Annotated in this window: 19 protein-coding genes, 2 pseudogenes and 1 other annotated feature; of the genes and pseudogenes, 9 read left to right on the top strand and 12 right to left on the bottom strand. The window is 56.0% G+C overall.

Annotation, left to right across the window (positions count from 1 at the left end):
• A partial coding sequence (locus METUNV1_RS15115) for a transposase (RefSeq protein WP_043359135.1) occupies positions 1 to 245 on the top strand: 245 nt, incomplete at its 5' end.
• A 682-nt stretch (positions 246 to 927) separates the two neighbouring features.
• Here the strand turns inward: METUNV1_RS15115 and METUNV1_RS15110 are convergent.
• The 9 genes from METUNV1_RS15110 to METUNV1_RS15070 form a co-directional block, all read right to left on the bottom strand.
• Entirely contained in the window at positions 928 to 1,683 is a 756-nt protein-coding gene (locus METUNV1_RS15110; protein ID WP_139026380.1) for a phosphatase PAP2 family protein, read from the bottom strand.
• A 25-nt stretch (positions 1,684 to 1,708) separates the two neighbouring features.
• Positions 1,709 to 2,071 (bottom strand): winged helix-turn-helix domain-containing protein, encoded by a 363-nt coding sequence (locus METUNV1_RS20240; RefSeq protein ID WP_052577306.1) that lies wholly within the window; start codon positions 2,069 to 2,071, stop codon positions 1,709 to 1,711.
• A gap of 287 nt (positions 2,072 to 2,358) precedes the next feature.
• Positions 2,359 to 4,017 carry a phosphoethanolamine transferase gene (locus METUNV1_RS15100; protein WP_081471369.1) on the bottom strand — a complete coding sequence of 553 codons (1,659 nt, stop codon included), beginning with the start codon at positions 4,015 to 4,017 and terminating at the stop codon, positions 2,359 to 2,361.
• An 84-nt stretch (positions 4,018 to 4,101) separates the two neighbouring features.
• Positions 4,102 to 7,248, bottom strand: a complete 3,147-nt coding sequence (locus METUNV1_RS15095; RefSeq protein ID WP_008063257.1) for an efflux RND transporter permease subunit — start codon at positions 7,246 to 7,248, stop codon at positions 4,102 to 4,104.
• Between the two features lie 10 nt (positions 7,249 to 7,258).
• Entirely contained in the window at positions 7,259 to 8,545 is a 1,287-nt protein-coding gene (locus METUNV1_RS15090) for an efflux RND transporter periplasmic adaptor subunit (RefSeq protein ID WP_008063255.1), read from the bottom strand.
• 2 nt (positions 8,546 to 8,547) lie between these two features.
• A complete protein-coding gene (locus tag METUNV1_RS15085) occupies positions 8,548 to 9,873 on the bottom strand; it encodes a TolC family protein (protein ID WP_008063254.1) in 1,326 nt (441 codons plus the stop codon).
• A 156-nt stretch (positions 9,874 to 10,029) separates the two neighbouring features.
• Positions 10,030 to 10,404 (bottom strand): hypothetical protein, encoded by a 375-nt coding sequence (locus METUNV1_RS15080; RefSeq protein ID WP_139026379.1) that lies wholly within the window; start codon positions 10,402 to 10,404, stop codon positions 10,030 to 10,032.
• Between the two features lie 47 nt (positions 10,405 to 10,451).
• Positions 10,452 to 11,432, bottom strand: coding sequence for a lysylphosphatidylglycerol synthase transmembrane domain-containing protein (locus tag METUNV1_RS15075; RefSeq protein WP_008063252.1), 981 nt, complete (start codon positions 11,430 to 11,432; stop codon positions 10,452 to 10,454).
• Positions 11,429 to 12,427, bottom strand: a complete 999-nt coding sequence (locus METUNV1_RS15070) for a glycosyltransferase family 2 protein (protein ID WP_008063251.1) — start codon at positions 12,425 to 12,427, stop codon at positions 11,429 to 11,431. The genes METUNV1_RS15075 and METUNV1_RS15070 overlap by 4 nt, the downstream gene beginning before the upstream one ends.
• Before the next feature lie 103 nt (positions 12,428 to 12,530).
• Between METUNV1_RS15070 and METUNV1_RS15065 the strand changes: the two genes are divergently transcribed.
• The 8 genes and pseudogenes from METUNV1_RS15065 (at position 12,531) to METUNV1_RS15030 (ending at position 20,040) form a co-directional block, all read left to right on the top strand.
• A complete protein-coding gene (locus METUNV1_RS15065) occupies positions 12,531 to 13,484 on the top strand; it encodes a glycosyltransferase family 39 protein (RefSeq protein ID WP_008063250.1) in 954 nt (317 codons plus the stop codon).
• Positions 13,485 to 13,843: 359 nt separating this feature from the next.
• Positions 13,844 to 16,312, top strand: a complete 2,469-nt coding sequence (locus tag METUNV1_RS15060) for a heavy metal translocating P-type ATPase (protein WP_008063248.1) — start codon at positions 13,844 to 13,846, stop codon at positions 16,310 to 16,312.
• A 66-nt stretch (positions 16,313 to 16,378) separates the two neighbouring features.
• Positions 16,379 to 16,758 (top strand): annotated as a pseudogene (locus METUNV1_RS15055) (transposase); the annotation flags it as partial.
• Positions 16,657 to 16,765 (top strand) — a sequence feature (AL1L pseudoknot). It overlaps the preceding pseudogene by 102 nt.
• Entirely contained in the window at positions 16,715 to 17,260 is a 546-nt protein-coding gene (locus tag METUNV1_RS15050) for an MFS transporter (RefSeq protein WP_008063246.1), read from the top strand. (Overlaps the previous feature by 51 nt.) The pseudogene METUNV1_RS15055 and the gene METUNV1_RS15050, both read left to right, overlap by 44 nt.
• A complete protein-coding gene (locus tag METUNV1_RS15045; RefSeq protein ID WP_008063245.1) occupies positions 17,253 to 17,768 on the top strand; it encodes an MFS transporter in 516 nt (171 codons plus the stop codon). Before METUNV1_RS15050 ends, METUNV1_RS15045 begins: the two co-directional genes overlap by 8 nt.
• 730 nt (positions 17,769 to 18,498) lie before the next feature.
• Positions 18,499 to 19,025, top strand: a pseudogene (locus tag METUNV1_RS20235) (HupE/UreJ family protein).
• 21 nt (positions 19,026 to 19,046) lie between these two features.
• A complete protein-coding gene (locus METUNV1_RS15035; protein WP_008063242.1) occupies positions 19,047 to 19,625 on the top strand; it encodes a hypothetical protein in 579 nt (192 codons plus the stop codon).
• A gap of 112 nt (positions 19,626 to 19,737) precedes the next feature.
• On the top strand, positions 19,738 to 20,040 hold the full coding sequence (locus tag METUNV1_RS15030; RefSeq protein ID WP_232416311.1) for a hypothetical protein: 303 nt from the start codon (positions 19,738 to 19,740) through the stop codon (positions 20,038 to 20,040).
• Between the two features lie 291 nt (positions 20,041 to 20,331).
• Here METUNV1_RS15030 and METUNV1_RS19895 read toward each other — a convergent pair whose 3' ends face one another.
• The 3 genes from METUNV1_RS19895 to METUNV1_RS15020 form a co-directional block, all read right to left on the bottom strand.
• Positions 20,332 to 20,739, bottom strand: a complete 408-nt coding sequence (locus METUNV1_RS19895) for a hypothetical protein (protein ID WP_008063240.1) — start codon at positions 20,737 to 20,739, stop codon at positions 20,332 to 20,334.
• Positions 20,740 to 20,744: 5 nt separating this feature from the next.
• On the bottom strand, positions 20,745 to 22,328 hold the full coding sequence (locus tag METUNV1_RS15025) for an AAA family ATPase (protein WP_157257872.1): 1,584 nt from the start codon (positions 22,326 to 22,328) through the stop codon (positions 20,745 to 20,747).
• A 539-nt stretch (positions 22,329 to 22,867) separates the two neighbouring features.
• Positions 22,868 to 23,716 (bottom strand): hypothetical protein, encoded by an 849-nt coding sequence (locus tag METUNV1_RS15020; protein WP_139026378.1) that lies wholly within the window; start codon positions 23,714 to 23,716, stop codon positions 22,868 to 22,870.
• Positions 23,717 to 23,865: the final 149 nt, after the last annotated feature.

Here is a 23,865-nt window from a genome sequence, read left to right as displayed (position 1 = left end):
CGCACGTGGCGCGCAAGGTCAGCGGCAGCGCCGTCGATGGACGCACCGCGCGTGGCAAGGGCTACGCGATGAGTCTGCGCAGGCGAAAGATGATCGAAGAGGCCTTCGGCTGGATCAAGACGGTGGGTGGTCTGCGCAAGACGCGGCACAAGGGGCTGGAGAGGCTCTCCGGTCAGGCGCTGTTTGCGTTCGCGGCGTACAACCTGACTCGAATGCTGAGCCTGATGCGAACGGCTGCCGCGTAGAGGGATAGATGCGTCCGCTGCCTGGCGAGCAGCCGAATACGAGGGTGAGAGAACCCCGAATCACACGCCACGGCGCACTTCCGGTGCCGGAAAAAACGAGCGGAAGGACATGATCCGGAAGGATTCAAGGGTTTCTCACCAGCCTGTTAGGCCTAATCTTTCTGCTTCGTCTGCGATGCCACTCTGAGTATCCTATAAGCATAAAGGCGGCCCCGGTTAATAAAACCAGTAACCACACCAGATAGATCCGGGCTTCGGGACTAAAGATCAGGGTGTGTCGCATCGAGAAATGAGGGCTATCAAACCTCAATGTTGGTTACTTGAGCGTGGGCGCTCGCCCTGGTTCTCTCATCGTCAGGAGGAAGCATGCCGGCCTCATCTCGATCAGATCATTCTGTTCGTCCCTGACTTAACGTGTCCTTAAATCCAGCCGGCAGATCGCAACTGCTTCTAAGTAACTGGCCGCTGCGCTTGCCTTATGACCGGCCTCCACTGCTCCACTGAGCACTGCAGTTCGTGAAGTGGGTGCTTCACTCGTCAGGGAGCGCGACGCTGAGGCAACTCCTCGTCTTGGCCGAGGCAATGGCTGCGAAGAACAAGGGAGAGAAAGGCATGCGGATGAGATATTCAGAGCGGTCGTGCTCCTGAGTGCGTTCCCGTATCAGCGAGCAATACAGCTGGGTTACCGCGTTAGACGGCGGATGTGCAGTCGATGTGCCAGAGCCGCCGCAAGCGCACCTAAAGCTCCGCTCATCAGCACATGTGATGCAAGATGTGCTCCCCTTGCGACCTGAACCACGCCCGCCAGAAGGCCAAGAGCCAGCACGGCCACAAGCAAGTTCCTGCGTTTGTGTCCGCTGAGAATCGGGACAACTGCCAGCCACATGAAAGCGCTCGATGCATGACCACTGGGCAGGCAACGTCCCGGGCCCGCATTGCTTGGAGCGACATCCAGCAATCTAAAGAACTCGGCTGATCCACCGAATTGAGTCAAGTACCAAGGGCAGCTATGAAGAGAAATGCTTCGGGCATAGCTGGTTGCGAGAACAATGAATAGGGATGCGGTCAGAACAAAATTCAGCTCTCTTGATGCAATCCTCAAGTGAAGACTTCCGATACCCGATATACGGATGCACAGCAAGCCGGTCCAAATCGTCAGCGAAAGCCACTTGAAGCCGTCATGAAGCAAGCCCGACCACAACTCCGCCTCCCGTAGTGGAAAGCGAGTGGAACCTGGATCGAAGAACTGCCTGGACAACCACAGATCGGCGCCGCTCCAACGCGATGCAAAGAGGGCAAGAAGCAGACACACTAGCGCCACCAACCAGAGATCGGCGTCGCTTCGCGATGAGCTGGATGGAGGAGCCTTACTTGCTCCTCTGCTTGAATACCCATGCCGCTGCGCGCTGGCACTTTGCTCCTTCGAAGATGATTTCATCCTCAATCGCCCGAAGTGACTCATGTCACCGGGTCTTCACCATGAAACCCACACCCCTTACGGTGATGATGGTATCTGGTGGGAGCTTTCGCCTCAGGTTGTGGATGTGTACGTACAGAGCATTACTGCCCAGGTCCTCGTCCCAACCATATACGCACTGACAGAGCGCCTCTGCCGCAACAGCACGCCCGGCGTGAGCGATCAAGTGCTTCAATATTTGAAACTCCCGTCGCCGGAGGGGAATCTCGCAATCACCCACTATCGCGCACCTCGCTCCCAGATCGATCGCCACCGACCCCGTATCTAGCACGCTCGCAATCGATCCACTGTTACGTCTATCAAGCTCTCGTAGCCGTGAGAGTACCTCGTCGAGATCCGGGGGCGACATCACCGCATCATTTGCGCCGGCGTTGAACGCCTCGCTAAGACGGGTGCCAGGCTGAACGAGCGCAAAAATTGGAAGGGACGTAAAACGCGACCGAAGGGACGCAAGATGAGTGCACAGTGCAGTCCCTGCAAACGTTGGTCCAAGTAGCAATCCGCCCCACTCGAAGGATGTGAGTGAATAAATCAGTTCCGACGCGGTATTGATTGCCTCCACGTTATACCAGTGTTGCTTAAGCGCCCCAACGAGGTGCTCGCGCAGGGAGAGATCATCTGTAGCGACAAGGATCCTCATAGAGCCGCCTCAACTGGTGAGGCCTCCCGACAAGGAGCAAACAGATCGAGATCCGTCTTGTATGCGAAGGTGCGCACATCAAGTGCGCCAAGGACTGAATGAAACAGGTTGTCGTGGCTCAACGTCCGGCTAGCTTGCGCCTGCAAGCACTCCATGGACAGCCGTTGATCCTTCAAAAAACTAGACGACGCCCAAAAAATCATTGGGATCTGAAACTGAACTTCCGGAGCAATTGAACGGGGAGCTCCATGGAGATAAATTCCTGCTTCACCCAGAGACTCGCCATGGTCGCTCACATAGAGCATTGAAGAAGCCCCTACATTTGGTGACTCCTTTAGCGTCTCTATGATTCTTGCTAGGACGTGATCAGTGTAGAGAATGGTATTGTCATAGGCGTTGTGCAACGAATCAGCTGAGCAGTCATCCAGATTAATGGTTTGGCAGACCGGCCTGAAGAACTCGAACTCAGGCGGATAACGTCGCCAATAGGCCGGACCGTGGCTCCCTTTCTGATGCAAAACAAATACGGTGTCTCGCTTCAGGTCTGATAACCTCGTCCGCAACCGATCGACCAGAATTTCGTCAAAACACTCGCCATCCCGGCAGAATCGCGGGTCAGTCTCCTTTGCAAGGTTCTGCGATTCGACGCGATCACACAGCTTCTTGCAGCCAGAGTTGTTGTCCAACCAGACCACGTCCAAACCGGCACGAGCAAGGACGTCCAACAAATTCTCCCGGCCCCTGAATGCTTCCTCGCTGTATGACCGCTGTCCAAGATCGGAGAACATGCACGGTAGTGATACTGCGGTCGACGTCCCACACGAGGTTACGTTGTCAAAGGAGAGAACGTCCGCAGCTTCGAGCTGAGGATTTGTCCTTCGCTCATGCCCCTCGAGCGAGAAATCGGTAACACGTGCGGTCTCGCCAACGACAAGTACAAAAATGCTTGGACTGGTTAAGCCTCGTCTTACCTCGGGACGAGAAGCGTCAAGCCCGACGTGAACGGTGGATGGCGTGGTTTGCTTTGGTTGAACGTATCGAAAAGTCGAATAGACAGCATTCAGGGGGTTGAACTGATACCGAAGCCCTCGATCGTTCCTGATTACCGATGCGTACTCTGCGCTGAAGATTGCGAACAGAAGTACAGCACCAATCAGATTCACGACGACAAAGCCCGAGCGCCACATGACCGTGCGAAGCGCAGAGCCTTCTCGAACTCGTACTCTTACTCGTGCCAACCACAGGGACGGTAGTACTCCCACGACGAGAACCCAAGCTAGGAACGGTCCATCGACCAACTCAGCTGCTTCTGCCGGATCGGTCTCAAAGACGTTCTGAACCATAGTTCTATCAATCCCTACGCCATATCTGTCGACAAAGGCGCTGGTCGTAGCAGCCAACACAACAAAAAAGATCAGTACCGGCCGTCTCAGGCGTCCAACTGCCAGAACACCCAAGACCACATTGAGAATCATTGCCAAGGTCAGCCCGATGCCGACCACGAACAGGACATCATCAAGCCGCGTCAAATCGCGGCCATCAATCAGGCGCGTCCAGAAAGCCCGATTGCAAAGAAGAACAATCCAAAGCGATGCGAACGCCATTACGGAGAACTGAGACCAGCCCTCCGTTCGTGCAGAATTCTCACGAAGCATAGAGTGACTCCTCACCCAATCAGTGCGTGTTCATTGAGGCGTCTCAACCTTAGGGTTGAGACGCGGAAGAGACAGTTCGTTGAACTAGACTGAAAGAGTCTTGGAGTCCTCCTCTGATCGCCGACGACCACCGTAAAGCAACGGCAGCACCAGTAAGGTCAGTGCCGTTGAAGACAGGATGCCGCCGATGACCACTGTGGCCAGAGGGCGTTGCACCTCAGCTCCGGTTCCCGTGGCGATTGCCATCGGTACAAAGCCCAAGGATGCGACCAAAGCTGTCATTAACACTGGCCGCAACCGTTGCAAAGCGCCTTCCCGAATCGCTTCTGTGAGTGACATCCCTCCTTCGCGCAGACCACGGATGCAGGAGATCATCACCAGACCATTGAGCACGGCCACCCCCGAGAGCGCAATGAAGCCGACTGCCGCTGAGATGGACAACGGAATGTCTCGAAGCCATAGCGCCAGCACACCACCCGTGAGCGCAAATGGAATCCCTGTAAAGACCACCAATCCGTCGCGGATCTTGCCGAACATCATGAACAGCAGCAGGAACACCAGGCCCAAGGCAATAGGGATTACAAGCTTCAATCGATTCGATGCAGATTGGAGGTTTTCGAACTGCCCACCCCACGTCATCCAGTAGCCAGGAGGCAGTTTCACTTCTGTTGCCAGACGCTGTTGGGCTTCAGCGACGAAAGAGCCCAGATCCCGGTTCCGTACGTTCGTGGTCACTACGATTCGGCGCTTTCCGTTTTCGCGACTGATCTGGTTGGGTCCAGGTTGCATGTCGAGCGTTGCGAGCTCAGACAGGGGAACAAAGCGTCCGCCACCCCCAGTTGCCGCAGGAAGTTCGATTGGCATGCGCGCGAACGCATCCAGATCTGTTCGTGCTTCGTCCGCAAATCGCACAACGATGTCGAATCGACGGTCTCCTTCGAAAACGACACCGGCTTCGCGTCCTCCCATGGCCGTGGCGACAGCGTCCTGGATACTGCCCACATTGACGCCGTAGCGAGCAGCCTTCGCACGATCAATCCGCACGGTAAGCACGGGTAGGCCGCTTGTTTGTTCTACCTTGGCCTCAACAGATCCCTTGATGGTGGAGAGAACTGCCATGATGCTCTCGGCATTTCTATTGAGCGCATCCATGTCGTCGCCAAATATCTTTACGGCAACGTCGCTGCGCACACCGGAGATAAGCTCATTGAATCGAAGTTGGATGGGCTGCGAGAACTCATAGCTCTGGCCAGGCATCTCTTCCAGAGCCACTCGAACAGCGGTCATTACCTCATCTCTGGAGCGACGCGGCGTCGGCCACTCACTGACGGGCTTCAGCATCACGTAGGCATCGGAGATGTTTGGAGGCATCGGATCCGACGCCACTTCCGCTGTACCGGTACGAGCAAACACACGTTCAATCTCCGGGAAGCGTGTCTTGAGCGTCATCTCCAGCTTTTGCTGCATCTCGACTGACTGACTGAGACTGGTGCCTGGAATCCGAAGCGCCTGAATGGCAAAGTCGCCCTCATTGAGGCTCGGGACGAACTCGCTACCCAAACGCGACGCAAGCACCCCCGCGCCTATCACCATCGCTGATGCCAAGACCAGGACTACAGTCCGATTGGCAAAGGTACGGTCCAGCAGTCTCATGTAGATGCTGCGCGCACGCTCCATGATCTTGCTTTCTCCTTCCGTCACCGACCTCCCTATACACATGGCAAGTGCTGCAGGAACGAAGGTTACCGACAGGATCATGGCGCCCAGAAGAGCGATCACCACTGTGAATGCCATCGGATGAAACATCTTGCCTTCAACCCCGGAGAGGGCGAACAACGGCAGGTACACCACCATGATGATCAGTTGCCCGAAGAGCAGAGGACGGCGTGCCTCTCGCGCAGCCTCGAAGACCTCATCCAGCCGCTCTCGCAGATTCAGAAGACGTCCTGCTTCCTTCTGACGATGGGCGAGCCTGCGAACGCAGTTCTCAACGATCACAACCGCGCCATCAACAATGATCCCGAAGTCGAGCGCACCGAGGCTCATCAGATTCGCGCTTACTTTCTGCTGAACCATGCCGGAAAACGTAAAAAGCATGGAAAGTGGGATCACGAGCGCCGTGATGAGTGCTGCGCGGATGTTTCCGAGGAAAAGGAACAAGATAACGATGACTAGGACTGCACCCTCAAGAAGATTCTTCTTTACGGTGGCAATTGCCTTGTCCACCAGGGTAGTACGGTCGTAAACCGTCACCGCCTTGACCCCTACAGGCAGGCTTCGATTGATTTCTTCCATTCTTTGGGCAACCGCCTGCGCAACGGAGCGGCTGTTCTCGCCGATGAGCATGAACACGGTGCCCAAGACGACTTCACGACCATTGTCTGTAGCAGCCCCAGTGCGCAGCTCTCGGCCAAATTTCACCTCCGCGATGTCCTGAATGCGGACGGGAACTCCATTTACCGTCGTCACAACGATGTCCGAGACCTCCGACAGCGAGCTGACTTGACCAGGCGCTCTGACCAGATACTGCTCGCCATTACGTTCGATGTATCCCGCACCAACGTTCGTGTTATTGGTTTCCAGCGCAGCCACGAGTTGACCAAGAGTGATGCCAAAGGCACGCATCCGATCTGGATTGGGAGCTACCAGATACTCACGCGCGAAGCCACCAATCGTGTTTATCTCTGTGACGCCACGAACGGTGCGCAACTGCGGCTTGATAATCCAGTCCTGTACCTCCCGAAGGTCCATCGGAGTCCATGGAGTCCCATCAGGCTTCAATGCGCCTTCAGCTGCCTCTACTGTCCACAGAAAGATCTCACCCAGGCCTGTGGAGATCGGCCCCATTTGCGGCGCCACGCCCGCGGGCAACTTGCTGCGAGCTTCCTGCAAGCGCTCGTTTACGAGCTGGCGAGCAAAGTAGACGTCCGTGTCGTCATCAAAAATGACGGTGACCTGGGAAAGTCCATACCGCGACAAAGAGCGAGTCTGGGAGAGGCCTGGCAGGCCTGCCATGACGGTCTCGATTGGATAGGTGACGCGCTGCTCGGTTTCCAAGGGTGAATAGCCGGCAGCCTGCGTATTGATCTGCACCTGAACGTTGGTGATGTCAGGAACTGCATCTATGGCAAGACGCTGATAGCTGTAAATACCGAATAAAGCCATACCGAGTACCGCAAGCAACACCAGCAGGCGCTGCTCGATACTCACACGAATGAGTTTTTCGAACATCTTCGTCTCCTCAATGAGCGTGCTCGGCGCTGTCTTTGCCGAGTTCTGCCTTCAAGACGAAGCTGTTGCGAGCGACGTACTCTTCACCCGCGGTAACCCCCTCAAGGACTTCGACGTGATCACCATCGCGACGTCCGAGCTTCACGGGACGCACTACGAAGCCCGACGGGGTGCTCACGAAGATGCTGTCCTTGCCTTCGATGTTCTGGATGGCCGCTGAGAGCACCGTCACGGCAGCTTCGGTGGTATCCAGGCCGATGGAAACCGTTACGAAGAGACCCGGCCTCCACGCCAGATCAGGATTCCGAAGCACCACGCGCGCGGGCGCGGTACGGGTCTGCTCCCCGAGCAACGCTCCAACGTAGGTAACAATCCCCTTTGCAGAAACGCCTGACGCAGTTGATCGGACGGTCACCTCAGTGCCGCTTCGCACCCGCATTAATTCCTGCGCCGGAACGCTGATCTCCGCCCACACTGTAGTGAGGTCGGCCACAATGAACGCTTGAGTGTCTTCTCGCACCGCCTCTCCGCGGGTAAGGTGCTTTTCGACTACTGTTCCAGCAAATGGCGCCCGCAAGGCAAACTGGTTGAGCTTGTCTTCACCGGAACCCGTATTCGCACCAAGTGCTGCGAGTTTCTCCCGGGCATTCGCCACCATGATCTCCGCTTCGTTCATGGCTTGCCGTGCTTGCAGATAGTCCAGCTCTGGAGACACCTTTTGCTCCCAGAGCGACTTTTCTCGTTCATAGGTAGTGCGGGCCAGATCGAGGCGCTTCTTTGCCGAGAGCAACTCGCTGCGCTGTTCTGCAAGCTGGGTGCTAGCAATCACTGCCATGACCTGCCCCTGGGCCATGGAGGCACCCAGATCGGCGCTTACCTCCTCAACGACCCCTGCAACACGTGGGACGACGTGTGCCATTCGGTCCGCATTGAAGCGTATCTCTCCCGGCAGCTCCAGGAGGGTTTTCAACTGCCCGGGAGCGGCCTTTTCAACCGCCAACCCGGCCTGTGCAATCTGGGTTTGGTTCATCGGTATGGCGTCTGGAACTCCTTCCTTCGACTTCGGTCTCTTGGGTTCGTCCTTGCTGTGGTCATGGTCCTTGCCGTCTTCCTTTGACTCGCTAGGAGCCGCGTGGTCGTGACCATCGTGACTCTCCTCGGTCTTGCCAGAAGAATGGCCGTGACTGACCTCCATCCAGGAGTAAGAGGCCGCAGCCGCGGCAGTGACCAGCACTGCGATTAGGACACTCAAGAGCGGCCGTTGCTGGATCCAGTTGGTAATCGGTTGGAGGATCATGGTTACTCGCCATCCTTTCGATCGCCCACTATGCTGCGCATAGTCGCGATGGCTTCATTCATTTCGGTAAGGGCGCGCACATACTGGGAGCGAGCCTGAAAGAGGGTGCGCTGGGCGTCGAGTACTTCGAGAAGCGTGAACTTTCCGAGCTCAAAGCCGATGGTTGCTGCGCCGTAGGCACTTTGGGCGCCCGGCAGAATGTCCAGCTCCAGAGTGCGGACAAGACCTTTGGCCGTAGAGGCTCGCTCGTAGGCACGCACCAGGCCTTCCGAAAGCTGAGCTCGCAGCGCCATCAATTCGTCCTGAGCCTGATCAGCACGACGCAGTGCTTCGAGTTGTGCGCCCTGGTTGCGGTCATTGATTGCCAAGGGAATGGAGAAACCGAACAGGACCTGGGTGAGGCCCAATTCGTTGTTTCGAGCAGCCCCCACACTCAATCTGACATCCTGTACTCCACGACTACGCTCCAGATCCACGACCGCCCGACGGCGGCTGATCTCAGTTCGAGCACGTTCCATCAAAGGAGAGTCATCAAGCCCTGACAACATGTCTGGCAGCGGGCGCAAGCCGGACTCATCATTCAGAGATCCAGTTGCGTACTCGAACCTCGGCATCGCATTGCCCCATAGTGCAGACAGTCGAGATCTGGCAACCGCTAGAGCACCGTTTGCCGCGCTAAGCTCCGCGCGTACTGCCGCCTGTGCTAACTGAGCCCGAGTCTCTTCTACGGGAGACACCTTTCCTGCACGAACTCGCCGGCCGGCGATATCGCTAACCCTCTCTGCAAGGTCGAGTGAGCCCTGAGCTAAACGCTGGCTTTCCTGTGCAGCAAGGACTCCGCGAAACGCAGCTTCAATCTCGGCCCGTAGGGCGCGCTCGCGAGCAAGAAATTCCTGCGTGGCAACGCTCTGTCCGAGCTCAGCCACAGAAATTCGTGCTTCGCGTTTTCCACCACGCTCGATGAGCTGGCTCAGTTCCAAGGTGGTCGTTCGATTGCGGTCTCGCAGATCCTCAACTCGCATTCCCAACTCAGGATTGGGGCGCAAGCTGCTCTGGAGGCGATCTCCATCACGTGCCCGCACTTCGCGCGCCAAAACCGTCAGCGATGCGTTGTTTGTGAGGACGTACTCGATCGCTTGTGAAAGCGAGAGGGGTGTTACTGGCTCGACAAATCCTGCGCCAGTCGACGCTGCTGGCAGGTTGTCAGGAGAAATGGCATAGCGCGGGCTAAAAGGTTGCCCAGAGGTCGGCGCCGGGGTAGTGGGTTGAGCATGGACGACAACGGCCCATACACAACCCACCGCCAGCGGCAGCAGTTTGCTGAACATGAATTCACTCCAACTTGCTCGAACGAGATCTGGACGAACTCCAGGTGCTATGTCGGCGACCAGGAGACGTCTGACGAACAGCTGACGAGCGCACGGACACGACCATGGCTGGCCGTTACCGCAGCGACTCAGGTCTTGATCGTGAGGATCAGAACCTCAGGCAGCCGCGAGCAAAGGTGGCCGATAGAGGCCGGGCGGAATGAAGGATTGAAAGCTGATCGCTGCGCTGGGGAGCGCAGCTTGGCTAGTTGGGGCGGGATGCCAAGCATGAGATGCGCTGGCTTGGGCAGGAGTATGGGAGAACTGATGCCCCGCACATCCATGATGATGATCAGTGGCGTGGGGTTCTTCACCACCGATCGACGAGTATTTCGTATCCCAATCTGCTGCCATAGTCTTGTGCTGGTCGCCAAGGACGTGACCAAGCTCGGACTCACTCGCGACCACTTCCCAGCCAAAGTGAGGACTGAGCAGCGTGACCATCAAGATTCCGACAAGAAAAGCGGCAAAGAAGGAACGAACCTGTTGCATCTTTTTTTTATACCACAGATGGGCTCATCGTTTGCACGTCGCCACATTTAGTCACGAGTGTGTCGGTGTTGATTCAATTTGCGTGCCAGTTCAGTCTGTTGCTGCATGGAGGGCCATCCGAATAAGGCTGCCCCTGCTGCTGCTTGAACCAAGGCATAGATGCCGTAAATCAGTCCTGCCCCCACGCCTTGAGCGGCTGAAACGCCAAAGACGGATAACGCACCCGCAGCAGCAGCTTCGCGGGCTCCCCATCCACCCCAGCTAACAGGAATCGCTGCCATCAAGAATATGGGAAACGACACGGTGGCCCAGACAGCAGTAGAGAGTTCAAGATGGATTGCCTTAGCCCCAAGTGCTAGCGCGCCGATGGAGAGCCACTGCACACACAGTGCAGCGACGCTTTGCAAAACGTACTGCCGGCGGATCCGCATATGGCAAGTCTCCAAAGAGATCACCTCTTCGTGGAAGCGTCGCCACGCAGGAGCAAGCCGACGCAGGAACAAAAGGGGCAAGAGGGTCCAGAGAATGCCGATGACGACAAACAGCGGTTTAGAAGGCTCGGGAAATTGATCCGTCCAAGATACTTGGCCAGCGATCAGCGTCCATGTGAAAGCACTCCCCATAATGCTGATTGCGATCACCAACCAGAAGCCCCATACGCGATCGAGCAACACAGATAATGTTGCCCCCATTGGGTGCATGCCTTGCTGACGAAGAACCAGCGCACGATAGACATCCCCACCCACAACCCCTCCGGGTAGCAGCGCATTCAGTGCCATCGCGCGGAAGTAAATCTGTAGTGCGGTCGTCGAAGTGATCGGGTGACCAAGCCATGCGGCCAACTCACGCCAGCGCAGGGCGGAGATAACGTTGGACAGCACAGACAGAATGAGACCAGCAGTCAGCCAAATCCAGTTGGCACCGGCAAGCACCGCGAATACCTCTCGCGGATCGGCAAACCAAACTATGCCAAACAGGAGGACACCGCCGATTGCCAAACGCGAACGTTGAATCCGCGCTTTCTTCAATTGCGTGTATCTCGAACATGGTACTGAGCACCGCCGCGGCCCTCATGGTAGATCCGGCTCAACAGCTCGCCCACCAAGCCTGCAACCACGAGTTGGACGCCCACCACTAGCAGCAGGACCCCTACCGTCAGTAAGGGGCGTCCAGCAATGTGCTCCCCTAAGAGTTTGAGAAGGCCTAGCCAAGACAGAATGGCAACGCCAAGAGCCGCGAGCCATAGACCCAAACCACCAAAAGCATGTAGTGGGCGCTGACGGTAGCGCATGAAGAACACGATGAGCATGAGATCAAGAACTACTCGAAAGGTCCGATCAATGCCGTACTTCGATACCCCATGTGTGCGTGCATGATGTCGGACAGGCATCTCAGCGATTCGCGCCCCTACGTCTCGTGCGAGCGACGGGATGAAGCGATGCAGCTCACCGTAAAGCCGTATACGGTCGATGACCTCCCTGCGATAAGCCTTCAACGCACAGCCGTAGTCATTAAGCTGGACGCCAGTGACCCGTGAGATCAGTGCATTGGCGATATATGAGGGAAGACGGCGGGAAAGAGCTTTGTCCTGTCTGTGCTCCCGCCATCCGGAGATCACATCTATCCCTGCATCGGAGTCCAGACGGTCCAGCATGGCGGGGATGTCGAACGGATCGTTCTGCATGTCTCCGTCCAACGTCACCACATAGCGACCGCGCACGCGGTCAAAACCGGCTTGTAGCGCACTCGACTGACCGTAGTTCCGTACAAGGCGTACAGGACGAAGCCATGGCCGCTCCGCGGCAAGTCGCAGCAGCATCTCGCCGCTGGCATCGCGGGATCCATCATCGACAACAATCAGTTCGAAAGCACGTGAAGTCGGAGTGAGTGCAGCAAACACGCACTCCACAAATTCTCCGACGTTTCCCTCCTCGTTGAAGATAGGCACGACGATGGAAACGTTGACGCAGCCGTCCTGGCAAGGAAGTTCGAGCGAGCTAGTACGCTCTGTAACAGGAGGCATGAGGGATCCCCGGTACCGCAGAAGAAGATCCTCTTATTCTTAACGAGAGCAATTTAAACAGGCGTTAACGGCGCGAAAAGGGCGCGCTGCGAGAATCGGTCGCATGATCACCTCAGCCATCAAGGGCCCGTTCGCTCTTCTCGTCGTCTACTTTGGGGCGCAGGTCTGCGCTCGCGTTTTTGCGTCCCCTGGCCTCGAACTCCATGAAGCAGAGCAGGCGCTATGGACGCAGGATCTGGCGCTCGGATCTGGCACTCAGCCTCCGCTGTACACATGGGTCCAGTGGCTTGTGTTCAAGCTGTTCGGTGTGTCGATCTTCTCACTGTCGCTGCTGAAGAATACTTTACTCGCAAGCACCTATGGATTCGTGTGGTTAGCCGCACGTCGCTGGTTACCGCCTTCGCTGGCTGTCTTAGCTGCCGCCTCATTGCTTCTGATCCCTCAGATCGGATGGGAATCTCAACGAGACCTCACACACTCCGTACTTGCGGCAGCAGTTGCTGCTGCGACGTTGTACGTTCTGATTCGTCTGATCGAAAGGCCGACGCCCAGGCTGTACCTCTTACTCATACCGCACGGACTGTGGCTGCTTGACCATTGGGATCTGGCGAGTACTCGAACAATGGAAAAGCTTGGTCAGACGCCCCTTGGCGGGTACGGCATCGTTCGAGGTATAAGCAGCCTCGTCAGCGCCACTGGGGCAACTGTTGGTGTGCTTTGCCTTATTTATATGTTGCTCTTTGGTTGGTCAGTGTGGAAAAGGCATGAGGGAGACCACTATGACCGACAGATCTGTTCATTCTGGCAACAGTACTTCCGGGCACTGACCGCATTGCTACTGGCCCTTGTTCTTTTTTTTGGGGTCATGCACTTCAAGGGACGCTGGCTGCAGCCATTGTTGTTCGCAGTTCCGTTCGCCTTCTTCTGTTGTCGGAAGAAGCTCGTCGGCCATGCGCGCCTCCGGTGGCTCAAAGTCGTTCTGAGTGTGCTTGCCGCGCTATATCTGGCCGTGGCAGCGTTCAGACCATCTCCTGAATGGATGGCGGGATCGACCTGATGAGTTATGAGCCAATAGTTGCTCTGACCGACACCTTGCTAAAAAGTGGTTATCGGGGCGAAACGCCGACCATCACTGATGACGCAGTTCTGGGAGGAGTCCTTCGCATACGTTATCCCGGCGTGAGGGTCATCATCTGGAAGCCAGGCAGCCCACTGCCTGCTGAACATCAGAGGCCGCATCTACTGTTAGGTCAACGGGATGGAGGACTTGCTCTGTTCGAACGAGCAGGCAGAGCTATGGGTGCAAGCCTGCGGCTTAGCTATGTTCATGCTAAGCCAGGTCACTCGTCTGTTGAATATCGCTACGTGCTCGCAGATTGAGCATACTTCCACGGCATCCCAAAAGGAATTCAGACGATGACTGAGAAGCTGAGCCTCGATATCGCCATCGTGCTGCCGGATGTGCAAGATGAAGCGGATGCATGCGTTGAGCGTCTGATTAAAGAGGCCCAAGGCCAACCTGGCGTTGAGCGGATCCACATAGTGGCGAAAGGCGGTACTGCCGCCGCCGAACTCTGCATCCATTACGACCCCGATGTGATTGAACTCGCACGAGTCCGCGCTCTGATTCTGAGGGCGGGAGCCGCATGCACTGAGCGTTATGGACATGTCGTGTGGCAAGTGAATGGCATCACTCATACGCGGCGAGCTAGGTCTATAGAAGATGAACTAAGCAGAATCCCAGGTGTGCTGGAAGTGGATGTGAGCGCCGCAGGTTCCATCAAAATGGAATATGACCGCACTCGCACAAATGAGACAGAGATATGGGAATCCCTAATTTCCCTGAAAGTATCTCTCCGACAAGACGGCAATCCCGTCAGGGGTGCTTCAGTACCGTCGGTCAAGACAGATACCAATGTTGAACCCGATGATCATTCTCACAAGCATGGTGAGTTCCTAGGGGACAACACCGAGCTGATCTTCGCCCTAACCTGCGGAGCTCTTCTTGCCATCGGGTTCGGAATTGAGAAGCTGACCGCTGATGCGCCACCGTGGCTGCCGTCTGCCCTCTACCTCGTTGCTTATTTCTTTGGTGGCTTCTTCACCCTGCGTGAAGCCGCAGACAATCTTCGGCGCAAGCGATTCGAGATCGACACCCTGATGCTCGTGGCGGCTGCCGGTGCCATTCCACTCGGCGCACTAGCCGAAGGAGCGCTGCTGCTATTTCTGTTCAGCCTCGGACATGCCCTTGAGCACTACGCAATGGGTCGAGCAAGGCGCGCAATCGAAGCTTTGGCAGAACTCGCCCCAGACACTGCAAACGTTCGGCGCGGTGGCCAGATTACGGAGATTGCGGTCGAGGATCTAGCAGTGGGAGACGTTGTTATCGTTCGACCCAATGAGCGTCTTCCGGCAGACGGATTCCTCGTACAGGGGATGTCCAGTATCAACCAGGCGCCTGTTACCGGCGAAAGCATTCCTGTCGACAAATACCCCGTCCCAGATGTCGCCAACGCTCGCTCAAAGCCTGATCTGGTGGATTCGTCTTCACGCGCATTCGCCGGGACTATCAACGGCGCAAGTGCGATCGAGATCGAGGTCACACGAACCTCGGGTAACTCAGCCTTGGCCAAGATTGTGAAGATGGTGAGCGAGGCCGAATCCCGCAAATCCCCAACGCAGCGTTTCACTGATCGGTTCGAGCGCATATTCGTTCCCGCCGTGCTTGGCTTGGCCCTTGCGCTGCTGTTTGCCTGGATTGTCATTGATGAGCCGTTCAGTGATAGCTTCTACCGGGCGATGGCTGTTCTCGTTGCGGCCAGCCCGTGTGCATTGGCGATTGCTACGCCGAGCGCGGTGTTATCTGGCGTTGCGCGTGCGGCGAGAGGAGGCGTGCTGGTGAAAGGCGGTGCCCCGCTGGAAGAGCTTGGTTCCTTGCGCGCCATGGCCTTCGATAAGACCGGAACACTGACTGAAGGCAAACCCCACATCACCGAGGTCGTTCCGGCTCCGGGTGTTTCGTCGGATGAGTTGCTATCAATAGCCGTGGCGGTGGAGAGCTTGAGTGATCATCCGTTAGCGCTCGCTCTGGCTCGCGACGGACGCCAACGTCTGGAAGGGCAATCAATACCAACGGCGACAGATCTTCGAAGTCTGACTGGCCGCGGCGTCGTTGCAAAGGTGAATGGTAGCCAGGCATGGGTTGGTAAAGAGGGAATGTTCGGTGCCGACGGCATTCCAGATCTTGGGGAATTTACGGCGTCGGCCATAGCACGGCTAAGCGACGCAGGTCATACAACCATGGCTGTACGCTTAGGTAACCGTGATCTCGGGGTCATCGGCATGATGGACACACCCCGTCCTCGTGTCCGGGAGGTTCTGCAGCAACTGCGGGAGCTGGGCGTTAGTCGCATGATCATGATCTCCGGTGATCACCCAGTCGTTGCAACAGCGGTGGCTAAAGAGGTTGGGTTGGATGAGGCATGGGGAGGTCTCATGCCTGATGACAAAGTCAAAGCGATCAAAGAGCTCAAGGAGCGGGCCAAGGTTGCCATGGTCGGTGATGGAGTGAATGATGCTCCAGCTATGGCGAATGCAACTGTTGGAATCGCGATGGGCGCTGCCGGATCTGATGTCGCTCTGGAAACAGCGGACGTTGCATTGATGACTGATGACCTTCGCCGCTTACCATTTGCGGTGGCGCTGAGTTGGCGTACACGAGCCGTTATTCGGCAAAACGTTTTCGTCAGTCTCGGAGTGGTGGCATTACTTGTTCCGGCGACCATATTTGGTCTCGGCATCGGCCCAGCAGTCGCCATCCACGAAGGTTCAACGCTGCTCGTGGTGTTTAATGCGCTTCGTTTGCTGGGTTACAGAGAACGGTGAGCTTATTCCAGTGATGTGAACCGCCCCGGGTTTTGTGGAGGCTCCAAGTCTTGAGAAGATGGAGCCATCAAGAAGTCATCGAAGTTCTCACCTGAGGTTAGCGAGCGAGCTGTGCGACTGGTGCAGGAGCACCGCAGGGAGTACCCGTCGCTGTGGGCAACGATCGAATCGATCGCACCGAAGATCAGATGCGTGCCGCAGGCACTGCTCGATTGGGTCAAGCAGGCGGAAGTCGACGCGGGGGCACGTCCTGGCGTGAAGACGCCGGATGCGCAGCGCATCAAGGATCTGGAGCGCGAGGTCAAGGAGCTGCGCCGCGCCAACGAGATCCTGAAGCTTGCCAGCGCGTTTTTCGCCCAGGCGGAGCTCGACTGCCGTTTGAAGTGATTTACGGGCTGGTCGATGAGTACTGCGACAGCCACGGGGTCGAGCCGATGTGTCAGCTTTGTCCTGCAGTGCTGCTCTGCCGCCTTTACACCAGCGTTCCAGGCAACCATCCCGGATGTTCTGCCAAACGAAAAGGACTATACCCGCGCACTGTCCCTCTCTCGCATGGCCTATGACATGGAAAGCCTGCTCAGTCCAATGATTGCTGCAGCGCTCCTGACAGTGATCAGCTTCCACTGGTTGTTTGCATTCACGTCGCTGGGATTCCTGATCTCTGCGTTGCTCGTTCTATCCGTCGTGCTGCCCCTGTCGGAGGCCAAGGAGCGCACCGGAACCGTTTATGAGAAAACGTTCCGTGGCATGTCAATCTATCTGCGTACCCCACGGTTGAATCTAGCCGCTGCCGCTGCGAGTTCAATGGTGATCGTCAACACGGTGGTCTACGTGCAGACGAGGCTCGGGCGTGAGAGTGGCGATGTTCCGCTGGCCCTAGCGTGCTTTGGGTTTGGATCGATGGTTGTGGCGTTGCTGGCTCCCGATATCTCTGGACCGCATGTCTGATCGTCGCCCCATGCTTCTGGGGGCGACCATCATGACAGTGGGCCTGGCGGTGGGGGCTGCTGTAGGCCTTTTTGGGCAAGCCACAGAGTGGCCGTTCTTTCTCCTGACGCTGTTTGTAATTGGCGTTGGCTATTCAATGACGCAAACGCCAAGTGGCTGCCTGCTACGTCGCTTCGCCACTGCGGATGATCGATCTGCAGTGTTTGCAGCTCAGTTTTCACTCTCGCACCTTTGCTGGTTACTGACCTATCCATTGGCAGGACAAATCGGGATAGCGGCGGGGCTGCCGGCGGCATTTGGAGTACTGGCGGTCGTCGCACTTCTGGGTACGTTGAGCGCATGGGTGCTATGGTCTGCCAATGACGCGGAGGAATTGGTGCATTCCCATGGTGACGACGATGCCAGTCTTGCTCATCTCGAGACAGGTGAGCCCCACGGTGCAGGCCGACACAAGCACGCCTATGCCATCGATGAATTGCATCTGAGATGGCCGACAAGCGGTAACTGAGTCGCTAAGCCAATGAACCAATTCCTCCTTGCAAAGACCGCTGACTGATATGAAGGGTGATTTGGTACTGCTATCCTTGCTGCACGATTACTTCTTCTGGATTCTCGGAGGCGGTGGTGCACTCATGCTTGTTCTGTATATATTTCTAGATGTTACGCAAATGCGCAGCGAACGCAAGAAACGGAAAATAATCGAGGAGGCCGTGCAGAACAGTCAGTCAAGAGGCAAAAAGGACTGTCAGAAAGAATGAGGTTGAGGTTTTGGATGAAATTTTCTTGTGGGGGTTTTCAAGTTTCCGTTGTGATCGTAGATGGTTTTGATTGGTGGGTCGTAAATGTGGGTCGGATGGCGGATTTGATGGGAGTTGATTGGGCGTTGCTATGGTGGCGAACGATCTGCATATTCAATCTTTCACGCACTTGAGGATGATGGTGATCAGTAAAAGCCGGCTTGAAGGGCGCTGTCGTTCGATTTAGAAAGCGCGGAGAACGCAGGGAAATTTCAGGGGGGTATATGGCGTTCATGCATCAAAGATTTGTTGGCGTAATTCCGGGCTGCTATCGGCTAACCTGGCAACGAGTTTCACTCTTTCTCATAGCGACGCTTCTCTTGTCGTTCGCGTGCGCAAGTCAGGTGCACGCCCATGCTGTGGCCGAGGGCGACAAGGGCTACATTCAAGAGATATCTGGCGTAAATATCATCCATTTTATGTATTTGAGGGGCGAAGCACATGGCTACAGGATATGACCATATCCTGTTTTTGCTTGGGGTGATTTTCTTCCTGTACCGGATGAAGCCCATTGCCTTGTGTATGACGCTGTTCGCTGTTGGCCATTCGACAACGATGTTTCTAGGTGTGTACTTCAATGTCGGATAAATGGCTACATAATTGATGCAATCATCGGCCTTTCGGTGGTTTACAAGGCGCTCGACAATGTTGGGGCGCTTTGGCGTTGGCTCGGTTTTCAGCCCAACACGAAAATCGCAACAGTTGTATTTGGACTCTTCCATGGGTTTGGTCTGTCCACAAAGATCATCGAGTACAACATTTCGCCTGACGGCCTGACCCCCAACTTGCTGGCATTCAATCTAGGCGTTGAAATCGGACAGTTGCTTGCGCTTGGCACCATTTTGATTGCGATGAGCTATTGGCGCCGAACAGCTGGTTATTGGCGCCATGCGTACGCCGCAAACGTAGCTATGATAAGTGCCTGTTTCATTCTTGTCGGCTATCAACTCACTGGTTATTTTTTCTGATTCACACACCGAGAAAATCTTATGTACAACGCAACCAAGCCGACGCTCGACGACCTTCCCACATCTAAACAACTGCTTCGCTCGACGTCGATTGCATTCATCGCTACTATGGCCATTTTGATCGCCATTGTCCTTCCCTCAGAGTATGCGATCGTCCCGACCGGGATTGGACGCGCTCTGGGCTTGACGGAAATGGGAGAAATCAAGACGCAGTTGGCCGAAGAAGCCTCTGCTGACGCTGCTTTGGATGCCGAAAAGGTTGCGACGAAAGGGAACGCCGGTTCCGCAATGCCAGCGCAGGTACAAAGTGGTACACCGGTAGCGAACGATTCGGCTTGGCGCGATGAAATGCGTGTCGTGATAAAGCCCGGCCAAGGCGCCGAGGTGAAGTCGAGTATGAAGGTTGGCGAGCAAGCCGAATTCGACTGGGTTTCCGAAGGCGGCGTGGTGAATTTTGATACCCACGGCGATGGCGATGGCCAGTCTGTTAGCTACAAGAAGGGACGTGCTGCGCCTGCAGGAGATGGCGTGATTCAGGCCGCTTTTAGCGGCAACCACACTGGTTCTGGCGAAACCGTGGTGACGCCGATGTCACGGTGATCGTTCGTACTCGAGGCCAGTACGGGGAGATGAAGCACGTCCTGTAATCAATCAAGCTGACACAGACCAATGTCTTTTCATTTTAGTTCTATTGTTATGTCATTGGTTCGAAATGAAACCGAAGTTTTCCGTTCTGCCGCTTTGGCAGGGCTTTACCCCAGGAGATAGTGATATAAAAGTTCGCCCGTTCTTGATTGCAGCCATCATAAGCGCTTCGCTTGCCTCAACGCTTGTGATGACCCAAGCAGGTGCGCATGACGACGATGAGAAAGCCGTGCCGAAGACATGCGAGCAGTTGGCCGACACGAAGCGATACATAAGCGATGTGGCGTACCCCGAAGTGAAGAAGCTGAAGGAACAGTGCGCCGCCACGAGCAAGAAGCCGGCTGCTACTTCCTCTTCGACTCCGCGCTAGTCGATCGACGGCAGAGACGGATTGCTCAAAGTTGTGGCCTTGGTTTTGTGAGTCACGGCCACAACCAGTGACGCCACGCACAGGGCGATCAACTCGCGCCTGCTGCGCGGCGGCTCGATGTCCCCCAAGAACACAACGCCAGCTGGAAGGCGGGAGAGCGCCTCGTGGAGGACGTGATCGAAGCGACCGTGGACGTCCCCAAGCAGGAAGAGGGTTCGTGATCCCATGACGGACAATCTCTGATGCGTGCTCTCGGGTATTGAACAGGGGGCGGCCAAGTGCGCCGGAGCCTCAGCGACCATCGCTCCGCCTCTGTGTGCAGTCTTCACAAAACGAGGACCGACGAACTGAGTAATCCGAGGTGTGAGCGCCACATCGCTCACAGATGCTGTGGGCCGCTGACCGGACGATTTCGGTCACGCATCGGCTGTTTTCTGTGCTGTTTCGGACCTTAAGGACCAGTTCCCAATGCGTCCGCATCGCTCCTGCAAAGTAAGGAAGGTTCGGGATCGACTGGCCCTGCTTCTCAAGGGCGTAACGGCATTCGGACTCGATGCCGATGCATGCCGTGTCCAGCAGATCAAACCAGCCGTCCTCGCATAGAAACTGCCAGCGCCATTCGTACTCCGTTCGCGCTCTCAGCTTGCGCAGAAACAAGGGATATCGGGCCACCAGTTCTCTGATCAGCTGCAGCGTCATTTTGATCAGTGAAGAACGAGCTGCACGCCGTGCTCAAGAGGAGCGACGCCGAGGAGGTCTTCCGCGACCAGAGACCGCCGACCCGCGAGAAGCGCTCGGCCAGCGCCAGCAGTAAGGCGCTTTCGCATCTCGCGCGGAGGCATCACAGAGAGGATCCGCAGCGCCTCGTCACTGAGATTTCCGTCGAGAAAATGAGTCCAGCCTCGTTCATGACGCAGGTGGGTGAACACGGATATCGCAATGTGTCTGGCCTGTTTCTCATCGGGTTTGGGAATCTCAAAGGCCAGAAACCGCTGCTTGATAGCGTCCGGAACGCGTTCGATGACGTTGCAGGTTGCGAGCCAGATAACACGGCTTACATCCAGATTAAACTCGGGCAAAGCGAGATCAAAGAACCGGGAAGCGCTATGGCGTTCCAGCAGTCGGTGGAGGGCGCTCAGGGGCGACGTAGCATTGCGTGAACCCAGTTGGTGATCGACCTTGTCAATCTCTTCGAGGACCACAACCGGATTGGCGACCTCGCCGCAGACTACGTGCCAGAAGAACTGGCCGGGACTTGAATTGGCCCAGTACTGTTCGCTTCCGCTAAGGGATGCGCCACATTGTGCTGACGACATGTCCACCAACAGCACGGGTGTCAGGTTCAGCCCCGCGGCCAAGTGCTGCATAAAGATGCTCTTCCCGTGGCCGGGCTTTCCGTGAATAAGAATCGGATCAAAGGCGAGTTCCCTGCCGGTTGCCAATGAAAGTGCACATTGGCCCTCGACGTAATCGATTACGGAGGCGAAGTTCGGAAAAAGCATTCTCAAATCATCAAAAAGCCCTTGAGTTACGCCCGAAAACATTCGGAGCGGCTTCTTTGGTTTCTGTGATGCGATGCGATCAATGTAGCCCCGAACGCGGGCTCTCGAGTCCACATCCATGCCGGGAAGTTGAGATCTCAGCAGGCTGACGGACTGCTCATGCCACATTTCAACAACCAGTCCCATATCGGGCGAAGTGCCGCCTTCGGCGCACATTTTGGCCGCTTCAGGGCTGGCAAGTGCCGTCGGCTCGGAGCTTGACTCCTCCGGCTCGATCCGAGACGGCGCGCTTTCAAGGATTGATTCTTGATGGCTGGGAGAAGAACTCTGGCCTTCAGGCGAAGCTTGGTGTGGGCCTGCATACCATCTCTCCACTTTCCAGCGGTGAAGACGGGAATGGGGAGGGCAGAAACCGTCGAACATCTCATCCAGATGACGGCCGCACGCTTTGCAGCGATACGCCGCTTCCATCCGAAGTTCCTTGCATCTTTCCATGAGTGCCGTTCGACGGGCTCGGTCCAAGCCATTCGCGAACATGAAGACAGTGGGGCCGTGCGCGGCGTCTGCCCACAAAAAGAATGCGGAGTCGTCTGCAAGGCGCTTCTCGCCGACGATAGCTTTGAACTCACTCAATGCCTTGAAGACAAGGGAGATGTGTCCAGGAAGGAATTCAATAGAGAACGACAGGGACCAAGAGAATTCCTGATCCTGAACGTCCTTAGCATGCCCAAGGAGCTCCTCGTGGCTCGCGAAGAATCGGTCTAAAAGTACGTTTCGGATCGCCATGTCGCCCTCTCGATGGCGGAAGTAGATCATCGTTTTAGAGGGTTGTAAACCTCTTCTTCGGCGTCTTGTCGCAAAAAAATAGTTGGCGAATATTGATCTGATCTCAGAGTAATTCGTTGTTGGGGGGGGCTAAAGAGTATTTTTCGCGACGTCAATTGGGGTGTTTCGGCGGCTGTTGGGAGTGAGCTTTTAAATGAGCCCTCGGCGCCTTTGTCGAGAAGGATAATGTGTTCAATTTCGCAGAATTTGAGTAGGGGTTAAAATTGAACTATATGCGGTATTCACTCAGCGTAATCCAGATAATAGACTTACTTCCGGCAAGGTTCGTTCCACGAGAATTGCATGGATGGGTTTATTGTGACGGACAGCGGCGGACGGGCTATCAGGGTTGAGAACGACACTGAGGGGCGATTATGGCCAGCGTTGGGGTGTGATCCTGAACGACGCCGTTGGCTTGGCGTGTTCAGGGGGGGCGCGACGGTGAGCGCCTATCAGCAGATGGTTGCTGCTACGGCGCCTCACGAGCTAGCCTTGCATAACTACGTGAAGATATCGAACTGGTGCCCTTCGTTATCCGTAAAGACTATCTGCCTAAATCGGGCAGGTAAGGCGTTGCTGCGCTGGACAAAAACCATTAACTCTGGTTCATTGCGCATCGGCGCAATCAATTGGGCCAACGTTCCAGACGGATTATGGATCGTCCATTCGCGAGTTGTGTGTGCCACCATCTCGCGAGCGGCCAAGACTCTATTTTGTTTGTCGGGGTCGATTTGGTAGGGTTCGTTCAATATGAAATGAAAGCCCGTCGCTGGGTCCCACCACAGAGTCTCGTGGTCTCGATTTGGGTATTGGGAGCTCAGCATGCGGTGAGGGTCACCTTGAAATGCGGCGATCGCTTTGGATTGTGAAGCGGCCAAAACTCGCATTACGTCGATGAAAACCAGCTTTCGTGCCGCTTTACTCAGATTGTGAGCGCACGACATCCAAGACGTGTATTCATCAGTGGCAGCAAGGCGCGATCGATCTGCTCGAACGATGTGAAAGTCGCTGAGCGTACCTATCTGGCGGCGCTCGGCAAGGGAGAGGAAGTTCCACCAAGGTTCGCTCAGCTGAACATGCGCTTGCATCGTTCCTCGCGCGCTGTTCAGTCGGTCTGACCACTGTGCTGAGAGAGTTACCAGAAAGTGGCGCCGATCTATTGATGGCTGCTTACGCCACTCCCGCTCGAAAGCCTTGTATGAGGGCCAACCACGAGCAGTTGCAGCCAGATCGAGTGCTGCGAGCTGGGTTAACGCTCCATCTTGGCGTCGAAGCTTCTTAGCCTCGTTCTTGAGGCGGCGGGGAGAGGGGATTTTGGCGCCTGAAGAGGTAGGCAGGTTTGCAGACATGGCAGTTTCCTATTGCCAGACCGACATCCGCTACCGATCCATGGCGACAGGGTCCATGGTGCACGAAGCAAAACTACTGAAAGACGCTGCAGCGCGGAGGGCTGCCTTCCATGGCGGATGAGGAAGCCGCGTCTAAGGCATAAAAAGTA

This window comes from Methyloversatilis universalis FAM5, assembly GCF_000214035.2.
Classification (GTDB): domain Bacteria; phylum Pseudomonadota; class Gammaproteobacteria; order Burkholderiales; family Rhodocyclaceae; genus Methyloversatilis; species Methyloversatilis universalis.
The sequence above is the reverse complement of the archived record's forward strand: the minus strand, read 5'-3'. Positions and strand labels throughout refer to the sequence as shown.

Coding starts and splice junctions, on each gene's coding strand:
- METUNV1_RS15060 (WP_008063248.1), top strand. CDS start 13,844: ATGACTGAGAAGCTGAGCCTCGATATCGCCATCGTGCTGCCGGATGTG.
- METUNV1_RS15065 (WP_008063250.1), top strand. CDS start 12,531: ATGATCACCTCAGCCATCAAGGGCCCGTTCGCTCTTCTCGTCGTCTAC.
- METUNV1_RS15070 (WP_008063251.1), bottom strand. CDS start 12,427: ATGCCTCCTGTTACAGAGCGTACTAGCTCGCTCGAACTTCCTTGCCAG.
- METUNV1_RS15030 (WP_232416311.1), top strand. CDS start 19,738: ATGAAACCGAAGTTTTCCGTTCTGCCGCTTTGGCAGGGCTTTACCCCA.
- METUNV1_RS15110 (WP_139026380.1), bottom strand. CDS start 1,683: ATGAAATCATCTTCGAAGGAGCAAAGTGCCAGCGCGCAGCGGCATGGG.
- METUNV1_RS15095 (WP_008063257.1), bottom strand. CDS start 7,248: ATGTTCGAAAAACTCATTCGTGTGAGTATCGAGCAGCGCCTGCTGGTG.
- METUNV1_RS15025 (WP_157257872.1), bottom strand. CDS start 22,328: ATGGCGATCCGAAACGTACTTTTAGACCGATTCTTCGCGAGCCACGAG.
- METUNV1_RS15035 (WP_008063242.1), top strand. CDS start 19,047: ATGTACAACGCAACCAAGCCGACGCTCGACGACCTTCCCACATCTAAA.
- METUNV1_RS19895 (WP_008063240.1), bottom strand. CDS start 20,739: ATGACGCTGCAGCTGATCAGAGAACTGGTGGCCCGATATCCCTTGTTT.
- METUNV1_RS15045 (WP_008063245.1), top strand. CDS start 17,253: ATGTCTGATCGTCGCCCCATGCTTCTGGGGGCGACCATCATGACAGTG.
- METUNV1_RS15100 (WP_081471369.1), bottom strand. CDS start 4,017: ATGCTTCGTGAGAATTCTGCACGAACGGAGGGCTGGTCTCAGTTCTCC.
- METUNV1_RS15085 (WP_008063254.1), bottom strand. CDS start 9,873: ATGTTCAGCAAACTGCTGCCGCTGGCGGTGGGTTGTGTATGGGCCGTT.
- METUNV1_RS15050 (WP_008063246.1), top strand. CDS start 16,715: ATGAGTACTGCGACAGCCACGGGGTCGAGCCGATGTGTCAGCTTTGTC.
- METUNV1_RS15080 (WP_139026379.1), bottom strand. CDS start 10,404: ATGCAACAGGTTCGTTCCTTCTTTGCCGCTTTTCTTGTCGGAATCTTG.
- METUNV1_RS20240 (WP_052577306.1), bottom strand. CDS start 2,071: ATGTCGCCCCCGGATCTCGACGAGGTACTCTCACGGCTACGAGAGCTT.
- METUNV1_RS15020 (WP_139026378.1), bottom strand. CDS start 23,716: ATGTCTGCAAACCTGCCTACCTCTTCAGGCGCCAAAATCCCCTCTCCC.
- METUNV1_RS15090 (WP_008063255.1), bottom strand. CDS start 8,545: ATGATCCTCCAACCGATTACCAACTGGATCCAGCAACGGCCGCTCTTG.